Origin of the sequence: Shinella sp. (assembly GCF_035998705.1) — a bacterium.
In the GTDB taxonomy this organism is placed as follows: Bacteria; Pseudomonadota; Alphaproteobacteria; order Rhizobiales; family Rhizobiaceae; genus Shinella.
Genome location: NZ_DASYHH010000008.1, coordinates 214,205 through 232,093, shown reverse-complemented (window position 1 = coordinate 232,093; position 17,889 = coordinate 214,205). Strand labels below are relative to the sequence as shown.

Here is a 17,889-nt window from a genome sequence, read left to right as displayed (position 1 = left end):
AACGTACGAGGCATGCTGCCGTTCCATGTCGCGGCGATAGGCGGTCGTTCGGGTCCGGTCGCGAGCAACTGGTGGCGATCCCGGAGGCCCTGGAAGCTGGGAGAGTCACCTCGTTTCGAACGCTGGGACGTTCCTGACGAGCTTGAGCGTCGGCTGCGGGACTTCCGCCCCGCGCCACCTCAATGCGTCATCCCCTGACATCTGGCTACGGGCCGGCACGGATCTATTTTAGGGTGATCACCCAGCCGATCTGCCAGCCTTTCCTGCGGGGTGCGCCGCCATCGGCAGCATCTTCGATTGTCGCATAGGGCGGATGGCCCCAGCTGTAGATTTTCCCGTTTCTCGCCCTGTACATGTAGTGAACCAGGCCGTCGCACCCGGTCGACGATCCCTTGTGCGTCATGCCGATTATGGATTGGCCGCCGGGGTCGGAGCCTCGATAGACTTTTGAATCCATTCCCCAGATTCTGGTGAGGTAGTCCTTGACGGTTGTGGGTGGCAGGCCGATGGAGAAGTCCTCTTTCAGCACTTCCGCGTCGCTGTACCGAACGGCGTCCGATATCTTCTTGCAGTAGTCGGTGACCGTGAACTTGGCATAGGCACCTCCGAAGGACTGGCAAAAAGCTTCAATGTCCTGGATATCGGCCAACCGCCCTTCCGCCTGAAGAATTCGGAGATAGGTTTTGATTTCCGCGAGGACATTGAACGCCACGGATCCATTGATGATCCTGGCATGGGTCGGCGTGCCGGCCAGATCCTCGTACAGTGCGTAGAAGCAACTGGTGAACCCGCATATTCCCCAGCCCTTGTTCAGGTCACCCATGCTCTCAAATGTCATTGATCATCCCCCAATGTTGAGGCCGGCCGGCCTCGCTCAAAAGACTATCCTTGGTATGGAATGCAATTCTAGGGTGTTGTATCAGTTGCAGAAGTCCCCGCCATCAAGCCAATAGCGAGCATGGTGGCAAGGAATAGGCTCAAAAACCTTTCGCCGTCAGCCTACCTTCCCGCTAAACGGCGTCAATGCCCGTGAACGCCGCGATCCGAGTCAAGGCCTTCCGGCAGCGCCATTTCCCTGTCCCATTTTGCCCATCTCCGCTGCGTTCGCCGCCGTCTTCTTGCGCGTGTGGCCGGGTGGTTCGCCGACGACGCGTTTGAAGGCGCGGGCGAAGGCGGCCTGGGAGCCGAAGCCGAGGCGGCGGGCGGCGGTGTCGATGGCGAGCTTGTCGCGGCGGAACCATTGTTCGGCAAGCCGCATGCGCAGCGCCAGCACGTAACGCTGTGGGGTCATGCCGGTTACCTCGACGAAGCGCTTGGCGAAGACCGAGCGGGAGCTGCCCATCTCCTGCGCCATCTCGGCGAGTGTCCAGTTGCGGCCGGGTTCGCGGTGGAGGGCTGCGATGACGCGGCCGAGACGGGGGTCGCGCAACGCCTCGATCCAGCCCGTCGCATCGCCGCAGCCGCATTCCACCCAGCCACGCACGATAGAGGCGGCAATGACGTCGGCAAGGCGGGCGAGGATGCCGGCGGAGCCGACACGCTCTTCCGACATTTCCCGTTCCATGGCGTCGAGCAGCGGCATCAGCTCCGGCTGGCGGCCGATCAGCGCGCCGACGGACATGACCTGCGGCATGAGGCCGACGAGCGGATGCAGCGTGTCGAGCTCGAATTCCATGCGGCCGGTAAAGATCAGCGCGTCGTTTTCCCGGCTCGTCTCCTTGATGCAGGCCTCCACCGCCGCCACATCCGGGCAGAGCGGTGTCATCTTGTAGCTGTCGTAGTCGCGTATCTGGACGTTCGGCCCGGTGACGATCTCGTGTGGTTCGCCACTCGGCAGCAGCACGGCATCGCCGCAGCCGAGCTCGCGCACGGTCTCGCCGGCCGTCCGCAGCACAACATTGCCGCGGGCGACGAAGTGGAAGCGGGCTTCCGGACCCGCGGGAAAGCGGATACCGAAGGGCGGCGTCAGCTGGAGCCTGCCATAGCTCGCACCGCGCAGGCGCATGCCCATCAGAAGTTCGCTGACGGGATCATGCGTATTTTTGGCCGGGTCGGACGATCGATCAAACATTGCGGATAAAATGGCATTGTGCGTCTGGCATTTCAACCCACCTGTTGGAGCACGCATTGCAACAGGAAAGGGACTGCACATGACGGATGCAACGATAGCCGCGCCGGAGAGCGAGGCTGAGAGCGAGGCGGATGCCCGGCCGGCTTGGGGGGCCGTGATCGCGATGACGCTCGGCGTGTTCGGGCTGGTGGGCGCGGAATTTCTGCCCGCAAGCCTGCTGACGCCGATGGCGGCGGATTTGAGGATTTCGGAGGGCATGGCCGGACAGGCGGTGACGGCGACCGCCGCCGTGGCGCTGGTGACGAGCCTGCTGATCACGGTGGTGACGCGCAAGCTCGACCGCCGGCTCGTGCTGATCGGCCTTTCGGTCCTCTTGATTTTTTCCAACCTGCTCGTGGCGATGTCGTCGAACCTCGCCATGCTGCTCGTCGGCCGCGTGCTGCTCGGCATGGCGCTCGGCGGGTTCTGGACGCTGTCGGCGGCAACCATGATGCGGCTGGTGCCGGAGGCCGTGGTGCCGAAGGCGCTGTCGGTGATGTTCCTCGGCGTTTCGGCGGCGACGGTGTTCGCTGCGCCGGTCGGCAGCTATGTCGGTGATATCGTCGGCTGGCGAAATGTCTTCCTCGGGGCCGCCGTGCTCGGCGCGCTGGCGCTCGTCGTGCAGCTTGCGACCTTGCCGTCGCTGCCGCCGCGCGGGCATTCGCGCTTCGGAACGCTGGTCGAGGTTCTGGCGCGACCGGGCGTCGGCTTTGCGATGTTCGCGATCCTGCTCGTCTTCACCGGCCACTTCGCATTCTTCACCTACATCCGCCCGTTCCTCGAAACGGTGACGGGCGTCGGCGTGGAGGGTGTTTCGGCCGTGCTGCTCGGCTTTGGCATCGCCACCTTCTTCGGCAATTATCTGGGCGCCGTGCTGCTGGAGCGCTCCATGCGCCTGACACTGACGATCATGCCGGTCGTGATGGGCGCGCTGGCGCTGTCGCTCTCGATGTTCGGCGGCGATCTCGTGGCCGATGCCGCCATGGTGGCGCTTTGGGGTCTTGCCTTCGGCGCGGTGCCGGTCGCCTGGTCGACCTGGATCACCCGCGCGGTGCCGGATGAAGCCGAAAGTGCAGGCGGCCTCTTCGTCGCCGCGATCAATTTCGCGATCGCGACCGGTGCCGCCGCCGGGGGAGCGCTGTTCGATGCCAACGGTGTTTCGAGCGTCTTCGTCGCAAGCGGCGTGGTGCTGTTCCTGGCCGCGATCACCATCGTCTCGGCCGTGCACACCCGCCCGGCCTGAGAGAACGGGATGGCGGCGTCTGTCCCCGCCATCCCGCACATCGGTGCATGCACGTCTTTTGGCCCTGTTCCGGACGCGGCTTTTCGGTCTAGAACTCCAGTCGAGGAATTCTGGGAGGAACAGCGCGTGGCGGTGACGGCAGGAGATTTTTCGCGGGGAACCTTTGTCGGGCGCGTCTGGCGTCCGGATGTGCAGGGACCGGCCATCGTGGTCGTGCGTGACGGCGCGCTGTTCGACATCACGTCGGCCGATCTGCCGACGATGCGCGATCTGCTGGAAAAGGACGATCCGGCCGCGATTGCCCGCGCTGCGCCGGGCGAATCTCTCGGCGCCGTTGATGCCGTGCTCGAAACCTCGGTCGAAGGTGCAGACGATTTCTCCCGTCTTCACCTTCTCGCCCCCTGCGACCTCCAGGCCGTCAAAGCTTGCGGCGTCACCTTCGCCCGCTCGATGATCGAGCGCGTCATCGAGGAGAAGGCGGCGGGCGATCCGGCCATGGCGGAGAAGGTGCGCGGCCGCGTCACCGCCATCATCGGCGACAGCCTGCGTGACCTGAAGGCGGGCTCGGACGCCGCCGCCAAGGTCAAGGCGGCGCTGATCGAGGAAGGCGTCTGGTCGCAATATCTCGAAGTCGGCATCGGGCCGGATGCGGAAGTCTTCACCAAGGCGCCGGTTCTTGCCTCCGTCGGCTGGGGTGCCTCGGTCGGCCTGCATCCGATCTCCAAGTGGAACAATCCGGAGCCGGAAATCGTGCTCGCCGTCGACAGTGGGGGCCGCGTCAAGGGCGCGACGCTCGGCAACGACGTCAACCTCCGCGACGTGGAAGGCCGGTCGGCGCTCCTGCTCGGCAAGGCGAAGGACAACAATGCCTCCTCCGCCATCGGCCCCTTCATCCGCCTGTTCGACGAAACCTATGCGATCGACGACGTGCGCAAGGCCGATCTCGACCTCCTGATCGAGGGCGAGGACGGTTTCGTGCTGAAGGGCCGCAGCACGATGCGCGAGATCAGCCGTGATCCGCTCGACCTCGTGTCCCAGACCATCGGCAGGCACCATCAATATCCCGATGGTTTCATGCTGTTCATGGGCACGCTGTTTGCGCCGGTCGAGGATCGCGACGCACCGGGACAGGGCTTCACTCACAAGACCGGCGACCGCGTGACGATCTCCAATGCCGAACTGGGCGCGCTCACCAATACCGTCCGTCTCTCCACCGAATGCCCACCCTGGACCTTCGGCATCACCGCGCTGATGCGCAATCTCTCCTCCCGCGGGCTTCTTTAGTCCATGGCCGAGGGTGGCATGGACGAGACGAGCCGCAAGATCCTGCGGCTGCTCCAGAGCGAGCCGGATCTGACGGTTGCCGAGATCGGCGAGCGCGTCGGCCTCAGCCACACGCCGTGCTGGCGACGCATCAAGGAGATGGAGCGGCTCGGCATCATCCGCGGCCGCATCGTCGCGATCGACCCGAAACTCGTCGGCTTCGAGGTCTCCGTCTTCTGTTTCGTGCGGCTGAAGCAGCATGACGAGGAGACGCTGCTGGAGTTCGAGAAGGCGGTGAAGAACATGCCCGAGGTCGTGCAATGTTATTCGATGACCGGCGAGCACGACTATGTTCTGCGCGTGCTGACGAGCAATGTGCGCCAGTACGAGGAGATCCTGAAGAAGGCGCTGCTGAAGCTGCCGGGCGTCGGATTCGTCAATTCCAGTTTCGCCCTCGACGAGCTGAAGAACACCCATCGCGTACCGATCTGACGCGCCACTAGGATGGCTTTGCGTCGAGAGGCCCGCTTTGCGGATGCCATCCCTAAATCGTGATGCTGCAAGGGGAAAATAAGGACCCGCTCCTCCCAATCCAGGCGTAGGCTCCTACATATGGAGGATGGCTTTCTTGGAGGAGGGCCATCGAGGAGGAAGTCATGCTGAAGCAGAGCTTTTCTCTCGAGGACAAGTATACGGCGGAAAGTGGGAGGATCTTCCTTTCCGGCATCCAGGCACTCGTGCGCCTGCCCATCGTTCAGATGCGGCGCGACCGTGCCGCGGGGCTGAACACCGCCGCATTCATCTCGGGTTATCGCGGATCGCCACTCGGAAGTTACGACCAGCAGCTTGCCAAAGCCGGTAAGCACCTGGCGGCGCACGACATCGTGTTCCGGCCGGGCGTCAACGAGGATCTGGCCGCCGCCGCCGTCTGGGGCACCCAGCAGCTGCATCTTTCGCCCGGCGCGCTGAAGGATGGCGTCGCCGGCTACTGGTACGGCAAGGGCCCGGGCGTCGATCGCTGCGGCGACGTCTTCAAGCATGCCAATGCCGCCGGCACCTCGAAACATGGCGGCGTGCTCTGTTTTGCCGGCGACGACCATTCGGCCAAGTCGTCCTCCATCCCCCACCAGTCCGACCACGCCTTCATGTCGGCGCTGATGCCGGTGCTTTATCCTTCATCGATCCATGAATTCGTCGAATACGGCCTGCTCGGCACCGCCATGTCGCGCTATTCCGGCTGTTGGGTCGGCATGAAGTTCATTTCCGACACGGTCGAGACCACGGCCTCCGTCGATCTCGCCGGCGAGCGTCGGCAGTTCGTCCTGCCCGAGAATTTCGAGCTGCCGCCGGGCGGCCTCAGCCTGCGCTGGCCCGATCCGCCGCTGCCGCAGGACGAGCGGTTGCAGACCTACAAGGGTTATGCGGCCATCGCGTTTGCCCGCGCCAACCGGGTGGACGAGGTGACGCACGACGTGCCGAAGGCGCGCTTCGGCATCATCGCCTCCGGCAAGGCCTATGAGGACGTGCTCCAGGCGCTGAAGGAGCTTTCCCTCGGCCCGGCCGAGATGGCCGAGATCGGCATGCGCATCTACAAGGTCCGCATGCCCTGGCCGCTGGAACCGGAGGGCGTGCGCGAGTTCTCGCAGGGGCTGGAAGAAGTGCTCGTCGTCGAGGAACGCCGCGAGATCATCGAGAACCAGATCAAGCAGCAGCTGTTCAACTGGCACCACGGCGAGCGCCCGCGCATCATCGGCAAGTTCGACCATGAGGACCATGCCTTCCTGCCGCTGTCGCAGGCGCTGACGGTCGGCACGGTGGCGCGGGCGATCGCCTCGCGGCTCCTGCATTTCGAGTTCGACGCCGGCCTCAAGAAGGTGATTTCCGACGAACTCGCCTATCTTCTCGAGCGCGAAAAGATCCGCAAGAAGCACGCCGCCCCGATCGAGCGCGTGCCCTATTTCTGCTCCGGCTGTCCGCACAACACGTCCACCAAAGTGCCCGAGGGAAGCCGCGCCACGGCCGGCATCGGCTGTCATTACATGGTGCAGTGGATGGACCGCGACACCACGACCTTCACCCATATGGGCGCCGAGGGCGTGCCGTGGTCGGGCATCGCGCCCTTCACCGATGAAAAACACATCTTCGTCAATCTCGGCGACGGCACCTATTACCATTCCGGCATCCTGGCGATCCGCCAGTCCGTCGCCGCCCGCGTCAACATCACCTACAAGCTGCTCTATAACGATGCGGTCGCGATGACCGGCGGGCAGGCCGTCGACGGGCCGATCAGCCCCGAGGCGGTGACACGCCAGATCCATGACGAAGGCGTCGCGCCGATCTACCTCGTTTCCGATCATCCGGAAGCCTATTCGCCATCGATGCTCGCGCCGGGCGTCATCATCCGCCATCGCGACGAGATGGACCGGGTGATGCGCGATATCCGGGAAGCGCCCGGCTGTTCGGCAATCGTCTACGTACAGACCTGTGCGGCCGAAAAACGCCGCCGCCGTTCGCGCGGCCTGATGGAGGACCCGCCGGTCCGCCTGATGATCAACCCCGCGGTCTGCGAAGGCTGCGGCGACTGTTCCACCCAGTCGAACTGCGTCTCCGTCGAGCCGCTCGACACGGAACTCGGCCGCAAGCGCAAGATCAACCAGTCGACCTGCAACAAGGACTATTCCTGCCTCAAGGGCTTTTGCCCGTCCTTCGTGACGGTGGAAGGCGGACGCCTGCGCAAGACCGCGCGCTCGAACCCGGACATGACGGGCATCCCCGAACCGGAGATCGTCCGGATCGGCGACCGCTCCTACAATGTCGCCATCGCCGGCATCGGCGGCACGGGCATCCTCACCATCAGCGCCATCCTCGGCATGGCCGCCCATCTCGACGGCAAGTCGCCGATGATCCTCGACATGGCCGGCCTCGCGCAAAAGGGCGGCGCCGTGATGAGCCACCTGCGCATCGGCCTCTCCGACCAGGACGTCTCCTCGCCCCGCATCATCACCGGCGGCGCGGACCTGCTGATCGCCGCCGACGATGTCGTCGCTTCCTCCAAGGACGCCGTGACGCTCTGCGACCACCACCGCACGACGGGCGTCGTCAACACCAAGCTGACGCCGGTCGCCGATTTCGTGCGCAAGCGCGATTTCGATTTCCGCCGCCGCGATGTCGAGGATACGGTGCGTGCGGCGCTTCGTAACCCCTCGCATCTGCTCGATTTCACGACGATCGCCGAAAAGGTCGCCGGCAACGCCATGGCGACGAATATCCTGATGACCGGCTTTGCCTGGCAGAAGGGACTGATCCCGCTGACGCGCCAGTCGATCGAGCAGGCGATCGCGCTGAACGGCGTGGCGGTCGATGCCACGCTCTCCGCCTTCGGCTGGGGCCGCTTGATCGCCGCTGATCCAGCCCGCGCCGGACGCCTGCTGGAGCCCGGAAAACGCACCGCAACGCTGGAAACCATGGCGACGGCGGACCTGATCGCCCACCGCGTCAAGCACCTGACCGCTTATCAAAACGCGGCGCTTTCCGGTCGCTATACGGCGCTCGTCGACAAGGTCCGCCAGGCGGAAAAGGCCCTCGGGCCGGACGACAAGCTGACCCGCACTGTGGCCCATGTCTACGCCCAGCTCCTCGCCTACAAGGACGAATACGAGGTAGCGCGGCTCTTCACCGATCCGGCCTTCAAGGCGGGGCTGACGGAGCAGTTCGAGGGCAATTACCGCATCGCCTTCAACCTCGCACCGCCGTTCCTGAAGGGCGAGGACGCCAACGGCCGGCCGAAAAAGCGCCGCTTCGGCCGCTGGATGCTGCCGGCCTTCGGCCTGCTCGCAAAGCTCAAGGGCCTGCGCGGAACGGCCTTCGACCCGTTCGGCCGGACGGAAGAACGCCGCATGGAGCGCCAGCTCATCGCCGACTACGAGGCGCTGGTGGCGCATGTGCTGCAAAACCTTCACCGCGAGACCCTCGACGCCGCCGTTGCGCTTCTCACGCTTTACGGCGAGATTCGGGGTTACGGACCGGTGAAGGAGGCGGCGGCGACGCGGGTGAGGGCGCGGGAACCGCAGATGCGCGCGGCATTCGACACGGCAGGGCAGCAGAAGACGGCCGCTTGAGGCCGCGAATTGGGGGAGGATCGCATATGTATGACGCCGGAATGAGTTTCGGGCTCGGCGAGGATATCGAGGCGCTGCGGGAAAGCGTGCGGCGCTTCGCGACGGACCGCATCGCCCCGCAGGCGGCCGAAATCGACCGCAGCAACAGTTTCCCCATGCCGCTCTGGCGGGAGATGGGCGATCTCGGCCTGCTCGGCATCACCGCGCCGGAGAGCTATGGCGGCTCCGGCATGGGCTATGTCGCCCATTGCGTGGCGATGGAGGAGATCAGCCGCGCCTCCGCCTCGGTGGGCCTCAGCTACGGCGCCCATTCCAACCTCTGTGTCAACCAGCTCGTGCGCAACGCGACGCCGGAGCAGCGCCAGAAATACCTCCCAAAACTGATTTCCGGCGAGAATGTCGGAGCGCTCGCCATGTCCGAGCCGGGTGCGGGCTCCGATGTCGTCTCCATGAAGCTCAAGGCCGAAAAGCGCGGCGACCGCTACGTGCTGAACGGCAACAAGATGTGGATCACCAACGGCCCGGATGCCGACGTGCTGGTGGTCTACGCCAAGACCGACCCGGAAGCGGGCTCGCGCGGTATCACAGCCTTCCTGATCGAAAAGGGTTTTGCCGGTTTCTCGACCGCGCAGAAACTCGACAAGCTCGGCATGCGCGGCTCCAACACCTGCGAATTGGTCTTCACCGATTGCGAGGTGCCGGAGGAGAACGTGATGGGCACGGTCGGGCGCGGCGTCAACGTGCTGATGTCCGGCCTCGATTATGAGCGCGTCGTGCTCTCCGGCGGCCCGCTCGGCATCATGGCCGCCTGCCTCGACGTGGTCGTGCCCTACCTGCACGAGCGAAAACAGTTCGGCCAGTCGATCGGCGAATTCCAGCTGATGCAGGGCAAGGTCGCCGACATGTATGTCGCCTTCAACGCCGCCCGCGCCTATGTCTACGCCGTCGCGAGCGCCTGCGACCGCGGCGAGACGACGCGCAAGGACGCCGCCGGCTGCATCCTCTTCTCTGCCGAAATGGCGACGAAACTCGCGCTCGAAGCCATCCAGGCGCTCGGCGGCAACGGCTATATCAACGACTACCCGACCGGCCGCCTGCTGCGCGACGCCAAACTCTACGAGATCGGTGCCGGCACCTCGGAAATCCGCCGCATGCTGATCGGCCGCGAAATCTTCCAGGAGACGCTGTGATGCCGGTCATCCCCTCGGCCGTGAACACACGCAGCGAGACCTTTGCGGCAAACCGCAAGGCGATGCTCGAGGCCTTAGCGCTGGTGGAGGAGGCGACTAGCCTTGCCATGGATGGCGGCGGTGCAAAGGCACGCGAGCGCCACGTTTCCCGCGGAAAACTGCTGCCGCGCGACCGCGTTGCCCAGTTGCTCGACCCCGGTTCGCCCTTCCTCGAAATCGGCCTCATCGCCGGCCACGGCCTCTATGACGGCGCCTCGCCCTCCGGCGGCATGATCGCCGGCATAGGCCGCGTCTCCGGCCGCGAATGCATGATCGTCTGCAACGACGCCACGGTGAAGGGCGGCACCTATTACCCGATCACCGTGAAGAAGCATCTGCGCGCCCAGGAGATCGCAGCGGAAAACCGGCTGCCCTGCATCTACCTTGTCGATTCCGGCGGCGCCAACCTGCCGAACCAGGACGAGGTCTTTCCCGACCGCGATCATTTCGGCCGCATCTTTTACAACCAGGCGCAGATGTCCGCCGCCGGCATCCCGCAGGTCGCCGTCGTCATGGGCAGCTGCACGGCGGGCGGCGCCTACGTGCCGGCCATGAGTGACGAGACCGTCATCGTCGAGAACCAGGGCACGATCTTCCTCGCCGGCCCGCCGCTGGTGAAGGCCGCGACGGGCGAGATCGTGACGGCCGAAGACCTCGGCGGCGGCGACGTGCACACCCGCCTCTCCGGCGTCGCCGATCACCTCGCGCGCGACGACCGGCACGCGCTCGCCATTGCCCGCCAGATCGCCGCCAATCTCAACACGCGTAAGCCGGATGTTACCAAATCCGGCGACGGCGACGCGCCGCTCTACGACCCGGAAGACCTGCTCGGCATCGTGCCCGCCGACACCCGCACGCCCTATGACGTGCGCGAGGTGATCGCCCGTGTGGTCGACGGCTCCCGCTTCGACGAATTCAAGGCGCGCTTCGGCACGACGCTCGTCTGCGGCTTCGCCGCCCTGCATGGTCTACCCGTCGGCATCATCGCCAACAACGGTGTGCTCTTCTCCGAGGCGGCCTTGAAGGGTGCGCATTTCATCGAGCTCTGCGCCCAGCGAAATATCCCGATCATATTTCTGCAAAACATCACCGGTTTCATGGTCGGCCGCAAATACGAGGCGGAGGGCATCGCCAAGAACGGAGCCAAGCTCGTCATGGCGGTCGCCACCGCGAATGTGCCGAAACTCACTGTGCTGATCGGCGGCTCCTACGGTGCCGGCAATTACGGCATGTGCGGCCGGGCCTATTCGCCGCGCTTCCTCTGGACCTGGCCGAACAGCCGCATCTCCGTGATGGGCGGCGAGCAGGCGGCCGGTGTGCTGGCCACCGTCAAGCGCGAGGGCATCGAGCGCACCGGCGGCAGCTGGAGCGCCGAGGAGGAAGCCGCCTTCAAGCAGCCGACCATCGACATGTTCGCCCGCCAGAGCCACCCGCTCTACGCCTCGGCGCGGCTTTGGGACGACGGCATCGTCGATCCGCGCAAGACGCGCGACGTGCTGGCGCTCTCGCTCTCGGCGGCGCTCAATGCCCCGATCGAGCCCACCCGTTTCGGCATTTTCCGGATGTAGAGGAGGGAAGTCCATGAACCGCGAATCGATCAATGCCAAGAACGCGCCCGACCCGCGCGGCGGCTACTCGCAGGCCGTGAAGATAGAAGATTTCAAGAGGCTGGTGTTCATCAGCGGCCAGATCCCCGTCTCGGACGACGACAAGGTGCCGGAGGGTTTCGAGGCGCAGGCCCGGCTCGTCTGGCGCAATATCGACGCCCAGCTGAAGGCCGCCGGCATGGCGAAGTCCGACCTCGTCAAGGTCACGACCTACCTTTCCGACCGCCACCACGCCACCGCCAACCGCGAGATCCGCAGCGACTATCTCGGCGCCAACGCGCCGGCGATGAGCGTCGTCATCTGCTCGATCTTCGACGAGAAGTGGCTGCTGGAAGTCGAAGCCATAGCAGCGCAATAGAAAGACGGATCTGGGATGTTCAGAAAAATCCTCATCGCCAACCGTGGCGAAATTGCCTGCCGCGTCATCCGCACCGCCCGGCAGATGGGCGTTGCGACGGTCGCCGTCTTTTCCGACGCCGACCGCGATGCGCTGCATGTCGTGATGGCCGACGAGGCGATCCACATCGGCCCGGCGGAGGCGGCAAAAAGCTACCTGAACATTCCGGCGATCATCGAAGCGGCCAAGGCGAGCGGCGCTGAGGCCGTGCATCCCGGCTACGGCTTCCTGTCGGAAAATCCGGATTTCGTCGAGGCGGTGGAGGCGGCCGGGCTCGTCTTCATCGGCCCCTCGGCGAGCGCCATCTGCGCCATGGGCCTCAAGGATGCCGCCAAGGCGCTGATGGAAAAGGCGGGCGTGCCCGTCGTGCCCGGCTATCACGGCGAGCGGCAGGATGCCGCCTTCCTCGCCGGCGAGGCCGAGGCCATGGGCTATCCGGTGCTCATCAAGGCGCGCGCCGGCGGTGGCGGCAAGGGCATGCGGCGCGTCGAGCGACCGGAGGATTTTGCGGCCGCACTGGAGAGCGCCCGGCGCGAGGGCGAAAGCGCCTTCGGCGACGGCCGCGTGCTCGTCGAAAAATACATGACGAAACCCCGCCATATCGAGGTGCAGGTCTTCGGCGACAAACACGGCAATGTCGTGCACCTCTTCGAGCGCGACTGCTCCCTCCAGCGCCGGCACCAGAAGGTGATCGAGGAGGCGCCGGCCCCCGGCATGACGGCGGAAATGCGCGCAGCGATGGGGCAGGCCGCGGTGCGTGCAGCGGCGGCGATCGGCTATAGCGGCGCCGGCACCGTCGAGTTCATCGCCGACGTTTCTGAAGGGCTGCGGCAGGACCGCTTCTACTTCATGGAGATGAACACGCGCCTGCAGGTCGAGCATCCGGTGACGGAAGCGATCACCGGCCTCGACCTCGTCGAATGGCAGCTCCGCGTCGCGGCCGGCGAGCCGCTGGCGAAGCGGCAAGAAGAGCTCTCCATCGACGGCTGGGCCTTCGAGGCGCGGCTTTACGCGGAAAACCCGGCGCGCGATTTCCTGCCGGCGACCGGCCGCCTCTCCGTCTTCGACTTGCCGCAGGACGCCCGCATCGATTCCGGCGTGCGCGCCGGCGATCTGATCACGCCTTATTACGACCCGATGATCGCCAAGGTGATCGTGCACGGCCACACCCGCGCGGAAGCGCTGGCGAAGCTGGAAACGGCGCTCGAAACCTGCCGCGTCGGCGGGGTCACGACCAATGCCGGTTTCCTCGCCCGCCTCTGCCGCCTGCCGGCCTTTGCGGCGGGCGACGTCGATACGGGCCTGATCGGCCGCGCGGGCGAAAGCCTGCTCAACGAACCCGACGCGTCGGAGGAGGCCTTTGCGCTGGCCGCCCTGTCGGCGCTCGGCTTCCTCGAAGCATCGGCCGATCCGGATCCGTGGGGCCATCTGCGCAGTTTCCGGCTATGGGGAGAGGCGGCGCAGACAGTTTTCCTCGATCATGGCGACGTGGAACATGCGCTGCGCGTGACAGCGCGCGAGAAAAATCGCTTCCATGTCGAACACAACGGCATCACCACCGATATCGCCGTGCAGTCGACCGATGAACGTTTCGTCCGCGCAGCGTTCGACGACCGCGTTCTGTCTGCAACGGTGCATCGCGAAGGTACCGATATCCTCATCTTCTTCGCCGGTCATGCCCACGCCTTTGCGGTTGCCGAAGAGGCCGGCCATCATGGCGAGGCGGCGGCCGGCGGGGATCGGCTTTCTGCCCCCATGCCGGGCCTGGTGCGCATCGTCTCTGCCGAGCCGGGTGCGCGCGTCGCCAAGGGCGAGGCGCTCGTCACCATGGAGGCGATGAAGATGGAGCTGGTGCTGGCAGCACCCCGCGATGGCGTGGTGGCGACGGTGCCGGTCGCGGTCGGCGATCAGGTGGCGGAAGGCGCGTTGCTGCTCTCGCTGGAGCCCGAGGAGGCCGCATGAGCCGGCGCATCGAAATCGTCGAAATGGCCGCCCGCGACGGGTTGCAGAACGAGAAGGCGATCATCCCGTTTGCCGACAAGATTGCGCTGATCGACCTCCTGTCGGGTTGCGGCTTCCAGCGCATCGAGGCGACGAGTTTCGTCAGCCCCAAATGGGTGCCGCAGCTTGCCGACGGCGCCAGGGTGATGGCCGGCATCGCGCGCCGGCCGGGCATTTCCTATGCAGCGTTGGTGCCCAACATGAAGGGCTACGAGGCGGCGAAGGCCGCCGGCGTCGATGAGGTCGCCGTCTTCCTCTCGGCTTCCGAAGGTTTTTCCCGCGCCAACCTCAACTGCTCGATCGCCGAAAGCATCGAGCGTGCCCGGCCGGTTGCCGAAGCGGCGAAGGCGGATGGCATTCCGCTCCGGGGCTATGTCAGTTGCGTCGTGCAGTGCCCCTATGATGGCCCCGTGGAGCCTTGCGCGGTGGCGCGGGTGACAGGGCAACTCCTGCGCCTCGGCTGCCATGAAGTAAGCCTCGGCGATACGATAGGCCGCGCCAAGCCGGCGGAGGTCGCGGCCATGCTGGATGTCGTGCTCGCTGTCGCCTTCCCGGAAAATCTCGCCGGCCATTTCCACGATACGAACGGGCTGGCGCTGGACAATATCCGCGTCGCGCTGGATCATGGGCTCACCGTCTTCGACGCCTCGGCCGGCGGGCTCGGCGGCTGCCCCTATGCGCCGGGTGCGCGCGGCAATGTGGACACGCTCGCCGTCGCCGACATGCTGGCGGCCGAGGGATGCGAGACAGGGCTCGACCGGGAGAAACTGGCGGCGGCCGCGGCCTTTGCCCGGCAGATCACCGGCAAGACCGATGCCAGGAAAAGTGCCTAGCGATTTGCGCGCTGCGCAAAGGAGGTGTGGTCATGCATTTCGAAACGATTTCCGTATCCGTCGATCGGCGCGGCGTGGCATCGCTGACGCTTCGTCGGCACGCGCAGCACAATGCGCTCTCCGGCCTGATGATCCGCGAACTGACCGCTGTCGCGAGCTTGCTCGGGGAGGACAAGGCGGTGCGCGTCGTCGTGCTGACGGGCGAAGGCGAGAGTTTTTGCGCGGGCGGCGACCTGAACTGGATGAAGGAGCAGATGGCCGCCACCCGCGAGGCGCGCATCGCGGAGGCGCGTCGGCTCGCCTTGATGCTGAAGGCGCTGCGCGACCTGCCGAAACCCTTGATCGCCCGCGTCAACGGCCAGGCCTATGGCGGCGGCGTCGGCCTGATCAGCGTCTGCGACGCTACGATTGCGGTGGAAGGCGCCCGCTTCGGCCTGACGGAAACCCGCCTCGGCCTCATCCCCGCGACGATCAGCCCTTACGTCGCCGCCCGCATCGGCCCCGCGGCGCTGCTGCGCTTCGCCACCTCCGCCCGCCTGTTCGACGCGCCGACCGCGCGCGGCATCGGCCTCGTCAGCGGTGTCGTCGCGGTGGCCGAACTGGATGGGGCGATCGAAGCGGAGATCACGCCGTATTTCGCAGCGTCCCCCGAGGCGGTTGCGGCCACCAAGGCGCTGGCGCATGCGTTGGCTCCGCCGATCGACGAGAAGGTCATCGAGATGACGCTGACGCGGCTTGCCGATACCTGGGAAACCCCGGAAGCGGCGGAGGGGATCGCGGCGTTTCTGGAGAAGCGGAAGCCGGGGTGGGTGCCCGCGGACACAACGAAATAGCGCCGTGCGGTCCTGGCTTTGCCCCTCACCCTAACCCTCTCCCCGCAAGCGGGGAGAGGGGACGTGGCCCACGTAACGCTTTTGGATGGGAAGCCTGCGCGGCACATCTCCTTCGCCCCGTTTACAGGGAGAAGGTGGCCGGCAGGCCGGATGAGGGGCTATCTTCTCGCTACTCGATAAACACCCGCACACTCGCCGCCCGCCCGGCAGCATCGATCACCGTCAGCGTCGAAAATCCCGCACCTTCCGGCATCCACTGCGTCGTGCGCCGGCGCGAGGCATCCGGCAGGACCCTGCCGTTGGCGAGCCAGCGGAAGGGTGCGCGGCCGCCCTGGAGTTTCAGCACGAGGGGAGAGATATCCGCACCGGTCGTGGCGCCGAGTTCCACATGGGCGCCTTCCGGCGGGTAGATGATTTCCGGCGCCGGCTCGCGCGCCACCGTCGCGACGAGGCCGCCCGTGGTGGTGGAGAAGCGGCGGAGACTCGCGGGCAGTTCGGCCTGCGCGATGCGCACGGCGCCGGACGGCGCGCGCGGCAGCGCGGTGATGGCGATGCCGGAGCGCGCGAAGGCTTCGAAGAGGATGGGGGCGGCGGCACCGTAGCCGGTCAGGCCGGGCACGGCGCCGTTGTCGGCACGGCCGACCCAGACGCCCAGCACATGGCGGCCATCGTAGCCGACGGACCAGGCGTCGCGGTAGCCGTAGCTCGTGCCGGTCTTGTAGGCGATGCCGAGCCGGCGGCTCCCCGTCGGCGGGGTGACGCCGGACAGCACGTCGGAGACCTGCCAGGTGGCGACGGGGTCGAGCAGCGGTTCGCCCTCGATCTGCGACGCGTTGCGCGAAATGCCGTCGCCGAGCCGCACCGGCATGCCGCGATTGGCGAGGGCCGCATAGAGCTGGGTGAGATCGCGCAGCGTGATGCCGACACCGCCAAGGCCGATCGCGAGCCCCGGCGTTTCGCCCGGCGGCAGTTCCGCATGCACCTCGGCGCGGCGGAAGCGCACCATCAGCCGCATCGGGCCGACGGCTTCGAGCAGGCGCACGGCGGGCACGTTCAGCGACAGTTGCAGCGCCTTGCGCACGCTGACATCACCTTGATAGGTCATGTCGAAATTGCGCGGGCGGTAGCCGGAAAAGTCGGACGGCCGATCCTCGACGATCGTCTCCTGCGCGACCAGGCCCTCCTCGAAGGCAAGCCCGTAGATGAAGGGTTTCAGCGCCGAACCGGGCGAGCGGCGGATGCGCGTCATGTCGATCCAGCCGGCGCGGCTGCCGTCGAAATAGTCCGCCGAGCCGACCTCGCCAAGGATTTCGCCGGTGCGGGCGTCGGCCATCACCATAGCGATCGAGATTTTGGCGCCGAGCCGTTCGGCCGCCTCGCGCGCCACGGTCTCCAGCCCGTCCTGCACGGTGCGGTCGAGCGTCGTCCTGTGCTCGGTCGCCTTCGGGTCCTTGCGCAGTGCCATTTCGGAAAGATGGGCGGCGTAGGAGGGGAGCTGGCGGCGACGATCCGGCACGGCTTCGGCGGAGGCGCGCTCGGCCTCGCCCTCGCCGATGATCTCGGAGACCGCCATGCGGTTCAGCACGCGCTCGCGGGCCTTTTCCGCTACTGCACGGTGCCGGTCCGGCCGGCGCTTTTCCGGAAGCTGCGGCAGGGCGACGAGCAGGGCGGCCTCGGCCACCGAAAGCCGCTTCGGCTCCTTGCCGAACCAGGCGAGGCTGGCCGCGCGAACCCCTTCCAGGTTGCCGCCATAGGGGGCCAGCGTCAGGTAGAGATCGAGGATTTCCGCCTTGGAGAGCCGCCGTTCGAGCTGGATGGCGCGGGCCATCTGGCGCAGTTTCGCCAGCATCGAGCGGTTTTCGCGCGGCTCGATCAGGCGGGCGACCTGCATGGAGAGCGTCGAGGCGCCCGAGACGATGCGGCCATTGGTGACAAACTGGCCGGCGGCGCGCAGCAGCGCCAGCGGGTCGATGCCGGCGTGTTCGTTGAAGCGCCGATCCTCGTAGGCGACGAGCATGCGCAGGAATTGCGGGTCGACATCGGCCGCCGTGGTCTTCAGCCGCCAGAGCCCGTCCGGCGTGGCGAAGGCGCGCAGCAGCCGGCCGTCGCGGTCGAGCACTTCCTTGGACACGGTGCCCGCAACCGCGATCGGCGGCGGATAGGCCTTGTCCGCATAGTCGAGGCCGAAGGCGAGGGCGGCGATGGACGCCGCCCCGCCAAGGGAGCCGATAACGAGCTTGCGCCAGAGCGCCATG

The 17,889-nt window shown here is 66.2% G+C and carries 13 protein-coding genes; 10 read left to right on the top strand and 3 right to left on the bottom strand.

Features of this window, described 5'->3' with window-relative positions:
* Positions 1-223: 223 nt before the first annotated feature.
* Both VGN93_RS04035 and VGN93_RS04030 read right to left on the bottom strand, forming a co-directional pair.
* Positions 224-823 (bottom strand): hypothetical protein, encoded by a 600-nt coding sequence (locus VGN93_RS04035; RefSeq protein ID WP_327506423.1) that lies wholly within the window; start codon positions 821-823, stop codon positions 224-226.
* Positions 824-1,048: 225 nt separating this feature from the next.
* Positions 1,049-2,071 (bottom strand): AraC family transcriptional regulator, encoded by a 1,023-nt coding sequence (locus VGN93_RS04030; RefSeq protein ID WP_327506422.1) that lies wholly within the window; start codon positions 2,069-2,071, stop codon positions 1,049-1,051.
* A gap of 79 nt (positions 2,072-2,150) precedes the next feature.
* On the opposite strand from VGN93_RS04030, the gene VGN93_RS04025 reads away from it, so the two are divergent.
* From VGN93_RS04025 to VGN93_RS03980, 10 genes are all read left to right on the top strand, one after another.
* Complete coding sequence (locus VGN93_RS04025; protein WP_327506420.1) at positions 2,151-3,353, top strand: MFS transporter; 1,203 nt, start codon at positions 2,151-2,153, stop codon at positions 3,351-3,353.
* A gap of 132 nt (positions 3,354-3,485) precedes the next feature.
* Positions 3,486-4,637 (top strand): fumarylacetoacetate hydrolase family protein, encoded by a 1,152-nt coding sequence (locus VGN93_RS04020; protein ID WP_414714046.1) that lies wholly within the window; start codon positions 3,486-3,488, stop codon positions 4,635-4,637.
* An 18-nt stretch (positions 4,638-4,655) separates the two neighbouring features.
* Positions 4,656-5,108, top strand: a complete 453-nt coding sequence (locus tag VGN93_RS04015; protein ID WP_256117868.1) for an Lrp/AsnC family transcriptional regulator — start codon at positions 4,656-4,658, stop codon at positions 5,106-5,108.
* 164 nt (positions 5,109-5,272) lie between these two features.
* A complete protein-coding gene (locus VGN93_RS04010) occupies positions 5,273-8,734 on the top strand; it encodes an indolepyruvate ferredoxin oxidoreductase family protein (RefSeq protein WP_327506418.1) in 3,462 nt (1,153 codons plus the stop codon).
* A gap of 41 nt (positions 8,735-8,775) precedes the next feature.
* Positions 8,776-9,924 (top strand): isovaleryl-CoA dehydrogenase, encoded by a 1,149-nt coding sequence (locus VGN93_RS04005; RefSeq protein ID WP_414714044.1) that lies wholly within the window; start codon positions 8,776-8,778, stop codon positions 9,922-9,924.
* A complete protein-coding gene (locus VGN93_RS04000; protein WP_327506416.1) occupies positions 9,924-11,531 on the top strand; it encodes a carboxyl transferase domain-containing protein in 1,608 nt (535 codons plus the stop codon). Before VGN93_RS04005 ends, VGN93_RS04000 begins: the two co-directional genes overlap by 1 nt.
* A 13-nt stretch (positions 11,532-11,544) precedes the next feature.
* Positions 11,545-11,928, top strand: coding sequence for a RidA family protein (locus VGN93_RS03995; protein ID WP_327506415.1), 384 nt, complete (start codon positions 11,545-11,547; stop codon positions 11,926-11,928).
* 15 nt (positions 11,929-11,943) lie between these two features.
* The gene (locus VGN93_RS03990; RefSeq protein ID WP_327506414.1) at positions 11,944-13,929 is read left to right on the top strand and encodes an acetyl/propionyl/methylcrotonyl-CoA carboxylase subunit alpha; all 1,986 of its coding nucleotides are present in this window, start codon (positions 11,944-11,946) and stop codon (positions 13,927-13,929) included.
* Entirely contained in the window at positions 13,926-14,801 is an 876-nt protein-coding gene (locus VGN93_RS03985; RefSeq protein WP_327506413.1) for a hydroxymethylglutaryl-CoA lyase, read from the top strand. The genes VGN93_RS03990 and VGN93_RS03985 overlap by 4 nt, the downstream gene beginning before the upstream one ends.
* A 32-nt stretch (positions 14,802-14,833) precedes the next feature.
* On the top strand, positions 14,834-15,634 hold the full coding sequence (locus tag VGN93_RS03980; RefSeq protein WP_327506412.1) for a crotonase/enoyl-CoA hydratase family protein: 801 nt from the start codon (positions 14,834-14,836) through the stop codon (positions 15,632-15,634).
* Between the two features lie 169 nt (positions 15,635-15,803).
* On the opposite strand, the gene pbpC is transcribed toward VGN93_RS03980, so the two are convergent.
* Entirely contained in the window at positions 15,804-17,888 is a 2,085-nt protein-coding gene (pbpC, locus tag VGN93_RS03975) for a penicillin-binding protein 1C (protein ID WP_327506411.1), read from the bottom strand.
* Position 17,889: the final 1 nt, after the last annotated feature.